This is a genomic window from Rhizobium sp. CCGE 510, from assembly GCF_000292525.1.
Taxonomy (GTDB): Bacteria; Pseudomonadota; Alphaproteobacteria; order Rhizobiales; family Rhizobiaceae; genus Rhizobium.
Genome location: NZ_AEYF01000099.1, coordinates 1 through 1,119, shown reverse-complemented (window position 1 = coordinate 1,119; position 1,119 = coordinate 1). Strand labels below are relative to the sequence as shown.

Sequence of the window (1,119 nt, the reverse complement as noted above, 5' to 3'; positions counted from 1 at the left end):
TGCCCTGTAGTAGCCTTTAAGCCCTTGTTGCATTTACATTAGAAGTCACACCGCAAAGTTAAAGTGTCCTGTTTCTGCAAAGTTGGAATGTCACACTCCCCGCGTCTGAATGACGCCAGGGAGATAAGCAGATGGGACTGATTGCGATGAGCGAGCGCGATCTGCAGCGGATCGAGATTTTGTCGAAGGTAATCGCCGGCCGGATAACGCTGGTCACGGCGGCGCATGTGCTTGAGCTGAGCGAGCGCCAAGTGCGGCGGCTGTTGGATCGTATCAGCACCGACGGCGCGGCGTCGATCCGCCATAAGGCGATTGGTCGGCCGTCGAACAACCGGATCAGCGACAGTGTTCGGGATTATGCGCTGACGCTGGTTGGCGAACGTTATGCGGACTTTGGGCCGACGCTGGCGGGCGAGAAGCTTGCCGAACGCGATGGATTGCGTGTGTCGCGTGAGACGTTACGCATCTGGATGTCGGACGCTGGACTTTGGCTGTCGCGCAAGCAGCGCCGGACGTTTCATCAGCCACGATTGCGGCGCCAAGCCTATGGCGAGTTGGTTCAGATCGACGGATCGGAGCATCGCTGGTTCGAAGACCGTGGTGATGTGTGCTCGCTGCTGGTGTTCGTCGATGATGCGACGGGCAGGTTGATGCAACTGCGCTTCGTGCGCTCCGAAAGCGCCTTCAGCTATTTCGAGGCACTTGAGCTTTATCTGAAGCATCACGGGGCGCCGATCGCCTTTTATTCCGACAAGCATTCGGTGTTCCGGGTGACGAAGAAGGACGCCAAGGGTGGCCAGGGCATGACCCAGTTCGGGCGGGCGCTCTGCGAGCTAAACATCGAGATTCTTTGTGCAAACTCCAGCCAAGCCAAAGGTCGTGTCGAGCGGATGAACCGAACGCTGCAGGATCGGCTGGTCAAGGAATTGCGGCTGGCGGATATCTGCGACATGGAGACAGGCAATGCGTTCCTGCCTGGCTTCATGAAGGACTACAATGCGCGGTTTGCGCTTGTCCCTGCCCGACCCGGTGATCTGCACCGGCCGATGAATCTGGCCCTGGATCGGTTAAAGGAGATCCTGTGCAAACGCGAGCAGCGCTATGTTGGGGCGCAGCTGA

At 58.4% G+C, this 1,119-nt stretch carries 1 protein-coding gene; it reads left to right on the top strand.

Annotation, left to right across the window (positions count from 1 at the left end):
• Positions 1-131: 131 nt before the first annotated feature.
• Positions 132-1,119, top strand: a 988-nt coding sequence (locus RCCGE510_RS32610; protein WP_007637882.1) for an ISNCY family transposase, incomplete at its 3' end; no start/stop codon positions are given.